Source organism: Acidovorax sp., assembly GCF_046339755.1.
In the GTDB taxonomy this organism is placed as follows: domain Bacteria; phylum Pseudomonadota; class Gammaproteobacteria; order Burkholderiales; family Burkholderiaceae_C; genus Acidovorax.
Genome location: NZ_JBKDTZ010000188.1, coordinates 1 through 6,740, shown reverse-complemented (window position 1 = coordinate 6,740; position 6,740 = coordinate 1). Strand labels below are relative to the sequence as shown.

At 68.5% G+C, this 6,740-nt stretch carries 6 protein-coding genes; 5 read left to right on the top strand and 1 reads right to left on the bottom strand.

What is annotated here, in order from left to right:
• Together ACK59X_RS15350 and ACK59X_RS15345 are read left to right on the top strand one after the other, a co-directional pair.
• On the top strand, nt 1–1,384 hold a 1,384-nt coding region (locus ACK59X_RS15350), incomplete at its 5' end, for a sensor histidine kinase (RefSeq protein WP_409958444.1).
• 148 nt (nt 1,385–1,532) lie between these two features.
• Nucleotides 1,533–1,922, top strand: a complete 390-nt coding sequence (locus tag ACK59X_RS15345) for a hypothetical protein (RefSeq protein ID WP_409958442.1) — start codon at nt 1,533–1,535, stop codon at nt 1,920–1,922.
• Nucleotides 1,923–1,983: 61 nt separating this feature from the next.
• Here ACK59X_RS15345 and rpe read toward each other — a convergent pair whose 3' ends face one another.
• Entirely contained in the window at nt 1,984–2,664 is a 681-nt protein-coding gene (gene rpe / locus ACK59X_RS15340; protein ID WP_409958440.1) for a ribulose-phosphate 3-epimerase, read from the bottom strand.
• 29 nt (nt 2,665–2,693) lie between these two features.
• On the opposite strand from rpe, the gene apaG reads away from it, so the two are divergent.
• The 3 genes from apaG to ACK59X_RS15325 all read left to right on the top strand — a co-directional run bounded on the left by apaG (nt 2,694) and on the right by ACK59X_RS15325 (nt 6,673).
• On the top strand, nt 2,694–3,101 hold the full coding sequence (gene apaG / locus ACK59X_RS15335; RefSeq protein ID WP_409958438.1) for a Co2+/Mg2+ efflux protein ApaG: 408 nt from the start codon (nt 2,694–2,696) through the stop codon (nt 3,099–3,101).
• An 8-nt stretch (nt 3,102–3,109) separates the two neighbouring features.
• Nucleotides 3,110–5,083, top strand: a complete 1,974-nt coding sequence (locus tag ACK59X_RS15330) for a site-specific recombinase (protein WP_409958436.1) — start codon at nt 3,110–3,112, stop codon at nt 5,081–5,083.
• Nucleotides 5,084–5,413: 330 nt separating this feature from the next.
• A complete protein-coding gene (locus tag ACK59X_RS15325; protein ID WP_409958434.1) occupies nt 5,414–6,673 on the top strand; it encodes a cation:proton antiporter in 1,260 nt (419 codons plus the stop codon).
• Nucleotides 6,674–6,740: the final 67 nt, after the last annotated feature.

Here is a 6,740-nt window from a genome sequence, read left to right as displayed (position 1 = left end):
GCGCCGGAGCTTCTATTCCATCCGCCTGCCGGTGGAGCTGTTCCGCGAGGCCCTGTTCCGCAAGGACCAGCGCCTGGTATGGCCGCCCGAGGACCTGGGCAGCATGCGTGTGCGCGTGGAGATGCTCGCGCCCGGCGAAAGCCCGCCGCTGTTCGACAGCAATGCCCCGGGTGCACAGCCGGGCGCCTCGCTCACGGAGGTGACGCGCAGCCTGCTACCCGGCGAGAAGGTGCAGGTGCGCAAGATGGGCGAAGGCGAGGAGCGTGCGCTCACCCTCCAGGGCGCCGAGGTGCAGGCCGAGCCCTCGTCGCCCTGGCTGATCCGCCTGGTGAGCTGGCTGCCGCTGGATGCGCCCGAGGCGCGCGCCACGCCCGCGGGCCTGGACATCCTGGACACGCCCACGGGCAACTACGTGGTCAGCTTCACGGGCAACCTGCGCGGGCTGGAGCAGGGCCTGGCCGCGGTGGCCACGCGCATGTCCTGGTACCTGGGCGCCATGCTGACCGCGATCGCCCTGGCCTGGCTGATCGTGGAGGTGGGGCTGCTGCGCCGCGTGACGGACCTTACCCGGCGCGCGGCCGCCGTGTCCTATAACGTGCAGGATGGGCACATCGGCCCGCGCCTGGGCGACCTCGACGTCTCGGACCTGCGCGGCTCGGACGAGCTGGGCATCCTGGCCGGCGGTCTGGCCGACCTGCTGCAGCGCGTGAAGGACGATATCCAGCGCGAACAGCTGCGCGCCCAGCAGGAGCGCGACATGTGGCACGCCGTGGGCCACGAGATCATGTCGCCCCTGCAGTCGCTGATGGTGCTGCACGGCGGGCCCGGCGACCCCGGGCACCGCTACGTGCAGCGCATGCAGCAGGCGGTGCACGTGCTCTATGGCACGGCCTCGCCAGCGGAGGCATTGCAGGCGGCCGATGTGCCCCAAGGCCGGCTGGACCTGGATGCGTTCTTGCGCCATGTGGCGGACAACGCGCATTTCGCGGGCATCGTGGACGTGGTGTACCCCGGTGGCGCAGGCGCAGCCATCGTGCGCGCCGACGAGTTCGCACTGGAGGACGTGGTGACCCACATCCTGCGCAATGCCGACCGCTACCGCCCCGCGGGTACGCCCATCACGCTCACGCTCGCGGCGTCGGAGTCCACCGCCAGCGCCACGCTGCACAACGTGGGGGCCACGATTGCCGACGACCTGCTGGGCCGCATCTTCGAGCTCGGGGTGTCCGACCCCGACCTGCCCACGCCCGTGGGCGAAGGCGAGCACCGCGGCCAGGGGCTGTTCGTGGCCAAGACCTACATGGCCAAGATGGGCGGCACCATCAATGCGCAAAACACGGCCGACGGAGTGGCCTTCACGCTGACCTTCCAGCGGCTGGGTTGAGCGGGGCAGCAGGAAGAAGGCGCCAAGGCGCACGGCTGCGGTCGGCGCTGTCCGACAGGACCCGGGGGGATGCAGGGCTACGCTGCACCCATCCCTTTGCAACTGTGTTGCACCCTGTCATTCGCGCCCTGCGCAAGGAGTCCCCGCCATGAAACGTTTCGCCTTTTTTGCCCCCGTTGTCACCGCCGCCCTGCTGGCAGCATCTGGCGCCGCTTTGGCCCAGTCGCCTTCCTCAGAGGCCACGGCCCGCTACGAACAGGACCGCCAGAAATGCATGACCAACAACACCCAGGACAGCATGGCGACCTGCATGCGCGAGGCTACCAACGCCCTGGACGCATCGCGCAAGGGCCAGTTGAGCGACCCCGGCCCGATCGCGGCGGTCAATGGTACCGACCGCTGCAATGCCTTCCAGAGCGCTCAGGAGCGTTCGGAGTGTGTGCGCCGCGTCGAGAGCAGTGCCGTGAGCGGCTCAGTCTCTGGCGGCGGTGTGCTGCGTGAATCGACCACAACCACCATCATCGTCCCGGCGCAATGACCGGAGCAATCCAGTAACGCAAACGGGCTGCATGGTGCAGCCCGTTTTTCTTTGCGTTGTATTACTTCAGCGCTTGCCGCATGGCGTCGATGACGCCCTTGTAGTCCGGCTTGCCGAAGATGGCGCTACCGGCGACGAAGGTATCGGCCCCCGCATCCGCGACCCGGCGGATGTTGTCCGTCTTGATGCCGCCATCCACCTCCAGGCGGATGTCCTTGCCCGAGGCATCGATGCGGCGGCGCACGTCCTCGATCTTGCGCAGGGCGGAGTCGATGAAGCTCTGGCCACCAAAGCCGGGGTTGACGCTCATGATGAGTATCAGGTCGATGTCGTCGATGACCCAATCCAGCACGTCCAGCGGCTGGGCCGGGTTGAACACCAGGCCGGGCTTGGCGCCCTTGCTGCGAATGGCCTGGATGCTGCGGTGCACATGGGCGGACGCATCGGGGTGGAAGCTGATGTAGTCCGCTCCCGCCTCGGCGAACGCGGCTGCCAGCGCGTCCACGGGCTCGATCATCAGGTGCACATCCACCGGAACGGCGGTTCCATCGCCGGTCTTGGCATGCGGCTTGAGGGCCTGGCAAACCATGGGGCCAAAGGTCAGGTTGGGCACGTAATGGTTGTCCATCACGTCGAAGTGGATCCAGTCCGCTCCGGCGGCAATGACATAGAGCACTTCTTCGCACAGGCGGGCAAAGTCGGCAGAGAGGATCGAGGGGGCTATGCGAAAAGGTCGGCTCATGGGGGGATTGTCGCAGTTACCATTCGCCCATGCCAAAGCTCCAGTTTGACGTGAAAGTTCAACCCGAGTACCTGCCGGAGCAATCCGAGCCGGACGCGGGGGTCTTCAGCTTCGCCTACACGATCACCATCACCAATGCCGGGGACGCGACTGCGCAGCTGATTTCGCGCCACTGGATCATCAGCGACTCGCGCGGCCATACCGAGGAGGTCAAGGGCCTGGGCGTGGTGGGGCACCAGCCGCTGCTCAAGCCCGGTGAATCGTTCCAGTACACCAGCGGTTGCCGGTTGCGCACGGCCAGCGGCACCATGCACGGCACCTTCCACTGCGTGGGCGAGGAAGGCGAGCCCTTCGACGCCAAGGTGGACCTGTTCATGCTGGAGGCGATCAACCAGGGGCCCTCGGGCCAACCCCTGACCGGCCGGGTGCTGCATTGAGCCGCAGTGTGGACCTCGCCAGCATCCTGGCGCAACTCGACCCGAATGCCGATACCGCCCACCGCCACCTGTGGCTGATAGGCCTGCTCGACTGGGTGCGCGGCAAGCGCGATTCGGTGCCGGGGGCCATCGGCCGCCTGCAGCTGTTCCTGGATGCGGCAGAGGCCCGGCCCGAAGTGCAGGCGAAGCTCCAGGCATGGTGGGCGGTGCTGGTGGACACCGTGGACATCACCACCCTGCTGGCCGACTTCGGCTTTGCACCGCGCACGGCCCTGGCCAGCGAGGTGGCCGAGCGCCTGCGCACCAAGCTGTTGCCGGCCAGCCCCGAGACCATCGACGCCTCCGAACTGTTCATGCTGGCCCTGCCCGGCGGCTTCGACGCGCAGTGGGTCGGCGCGCTGGAAGAAGCCCAGCTCGCGCGCCTGGTGCACCTGCTGGCGCCCACCGACACGGGCGGCGCCTCGCGCTGGCAGAAGGCCCTGCTCGACGCCATCACCTACTGCGCAGGGCAGATCCTGTCCACCGGCTTCGCACCCGAGCTGCGCCTGCGCATGAGCGAGGCGGCGCGCGAATCGCAGCCCTTCCACGCGCTGATCCACGATGTGGAGAGCCTGCGCGTGGAGGTGTTGCACGGCCTGCGCACGCCCGAGCGGCTCGACGCTGCGGTGCAGCGCCTGCGCGAGCGGCTGGAGGCATGCCGTGCGGCGGCCGCCACGGTGTACACGCATTTCGAGGACAACGGCATCTCGGTCGGCCTGGTGTTCCGCCTGCGCCAGCTGCGCGAGCGCATCCTGCGCGTGCGCCTGCTGCTCGACTGCCTGCTGTCATCCCAGCCGGCCCTGACGGCGGCCAAACTCATGGCCAGCCTGGTACTGGTGGGGCAGGAGCGGCGCAGCCTGCGCGCGCTGTTCGCCTCCAACTCCTCGCTGCTGGCGGCCAAGGTGGCAGAGCGCAGCGCCGAGACGGGCGAGCACTACATCACCCGCACGGGGGCGGAGTACCGCTCCATGGTGACGAAGGCGGCCGGCGGCGGGGCCCTGATGGCCTTCACCACGCTGGCAAAGTTCGGCCTGTACGCGCTGGCGCTGTCGGCGTTCTGGGGCGGCTTCTGGGCGGGCGTGAACTATGCCGTCACCTTCGTGCTGATCCAGCTGCTGCACCTCACGGTGGCCACCAAGCAGCCGGCGATGACGGCACCGGCCATGGCCGCCAAGCTCAAGGAGCTCGGTGCCAGCGACGCCATCGAGTCCTTCGTCGACGAGATCACGCACCTGGTGCGCTCGCAGGTGGCGGCCGTGCTGGGCAATGTGCTGGTGGTCTTCCCGGCCGTGATCGTGCTGGCGGTGGTGATCGCGCAGGCCACCGGCGCGCCGGCCATCACCGCCAGGCAGGCCGAGCATGTGTTCGAGTCGCTGCACCTGCTCGGGCCTTCGCTGTTCTTCGCGGCCTTCACCGGGGTGCTGCTGTTCCTGTCGAGCATCATCGCGGGCTGGACGGAGAACTGGTTCGTGCTGCACCGGCTGGACTCGGCCATGCACTACAACCCGCGCATCACCAGGCTGCTCGGCCCTGCGCGCGCAGCCCGCTGGGCACGCTTCCTGCGCGAGAACCTCTCGGGCTTAGCGGCCAACATCTCGCTTGGCTTCATGCTCGGCCTGGTGCCGGCCGTCGCGGGTTTCTTCGGCCTGGGCCTGGACGTGCGGCACGTGACCCTGTCCACCGGCCAGATCGGCGCGGCCCTCGCGTCCCTGGGCCTGCCCACGCTGCACCTGCCGGGTTTCTGGTGGGCACTGGCAGCCATCCCGCTGATCGGCGCGCTCAATGTCACGGTGAGCTTCTACCTGGCCTTCAGCCTGGCGATGCGCGCGCAGAGCGTGAGCGGCGTGGACCGCTCGCGCATCTATGCGGCCATCCGCCTTCGCCTGCGCACCGCGCCCCTGAGTTTCTTCATCCCCGGGCGCGGACGTTCGGCAACCTGCTGATGCACCCCGAAACAGCGCCCCCACAGCTTCTTACAAAGCTCGAAACTGTCCTACAAAAAGCACCGGTGGAGACAGTTAAATTAGGCGCACTCTGGCAGGCCACGGCGCTTTTGCAAAACCGAAGCGGATCCTGAGGCCTTTGCCGGGTACGTTAAGGTAACGGCGCACCAGCGGCCTTTCGCTGGGCCATGGCTGTGCACCACGCCGCGCCGCAGGATGTGATCTGGCCGGCAGCGCACAGCATGCGACCACCATCGCGGTGGCGGCACGCCGCACAAGAATCAACCCGCGGGTGCCTCCGGTATCCGCGCCACGCAGGGGTCACACGACATGAATGAAATCCTGAGCTTCTGGGCGCAGTGGCTGCGCCCCTCGGCCGGGCTCCCTACGGTGCAATGGTCTCTGTTGCTGGCGGTGGCCGCCGTGGCGGGCTACCTGTGCCAGCGCCATACCGGCCTGCCCAAGGTGGTGGGCTACTCACTGGTGGGCACGGCCGCGGGCCTGGCCGGCTTCAGCGGCGCGCTGTGGCCGCTGCAGGGCATCGGCCTGTTCCTGCTGGAGCTGGGGATCGCGCTGGTGCTGTTCGAGTGCGGCGGGCGCATACCGCTGCGCTGGTTCCGCCACAACCCCATGGTGCTGGTGCAGAGCATTGCCGAATCCGCCCTGACCTACTTCGCCGTGTACTGGGTGCTCGTCTGGCTCAACCAGCCCACCCAGGTGGCCGGTCCGCTGGCCCTGGTGGCTCTGGCCGCCTCGCCGGCCGTGCTGACCCGCGTGGTGGCCGACACCCGCGCCGCCGGCCCGGTGACCGAGCGCGCCATCGTGCTGGCCACCCTGTCCACGCTGTACGCACTGACCCTGGGCAGCGCCCGGGCCGAGCAGATCAACCGCCAGAGCCTGACCCTGATCGACACCATGTACCCGGTGATCGTGGTGCTGGGCGTCTCGGTGGTGGTGGCGGCCGCGCTGGCACTGGTGATGCGCATGGCGCTGCGCATCATGAGCCCCGCGAGCGAGAACACCTCCATGCTGCTGCTGGCGCTGATCGCGGCCGGCACGGCCGTGGCTGCGCACATGGGCGGTTCGGCCCCGCTGGCCGCACTCTTGGGCGGCATTTTGCTCAAGCAGGTCAACCCTCGCCCCTGGGCCTGGCCGCGCCAGCTGGGCAATGCCTCTTCGCTATTGACCATGCTGATGTTCGTGCTGGTCTCCACCGTGGCCGCGCAGGCCGACTGGAGCGGCCCCGTGGCCGGCGTGGTGCTGGCCCTGATCGCCGTGCGCTTGGTGGCCAAGGTGCTGGGCGTGGCCCTGGGCAACGTGGGCAGCGGTGCCAGCTGGCGCCAGGCCCTGTGGGTGGGCGGCGCGATGACGCCGATGTCCTCCATCGCGCTGCTGATCGCCTCGCAGTTCGTCGTGGCCTCGCCGTCCACCGGCCATCTGATCGCCCGTGTGGCCTTGCCGACCATCCTGCTCATGGAGGTGCTGGGTGCCGTGATCGCCACCATCGCCATCTACCGCGCGGGCGAGAGTTCGAAACCCTGGGCGCCGCTGTCGAACGCCGCCGCCAGCAGCCATGGAGACAACGCGTGAGCCTCGAAGCCTTCAACCATTCCGAACCGCTGACGCTGGGCGTCGAGCTGGAGCTGCAGCTCGTCAA

What these genes read in the sequence shown, in the direction of transcription:
- ACK59X_RS15325 (WP_409958434.1), top strand. Translation starts at nt 5,414, where the DNA reads ATGAATGAAATCCTGAGCTTCTGGGCGCAGTGGCTGCGCCCCTCGGCC.
- rpe (WP_409958440.1), bottom strand. Translation starts at nt 2,664, where the DNA reads ATGAGCCGACCTTTTCGCATAGCCCCCTCGATCCTCTCTGCCGACTTT.
- apaG (WP_409958438.1), top strand. Translation starts at nt 2,694, where the DNA reads ATGCCAAAGCTCCAGTTTGACGTGAAAGTTCAACCCGAGTACCTGCCG.
- ACK59X_RS15345 (WP_409958442.1), top strand. Translation starts at nt 1,533, where the DNA reads ATGAAACGTTTCGCCTTTTTTGCCCCCGTTGTCACCGCCGCCCTGCTG.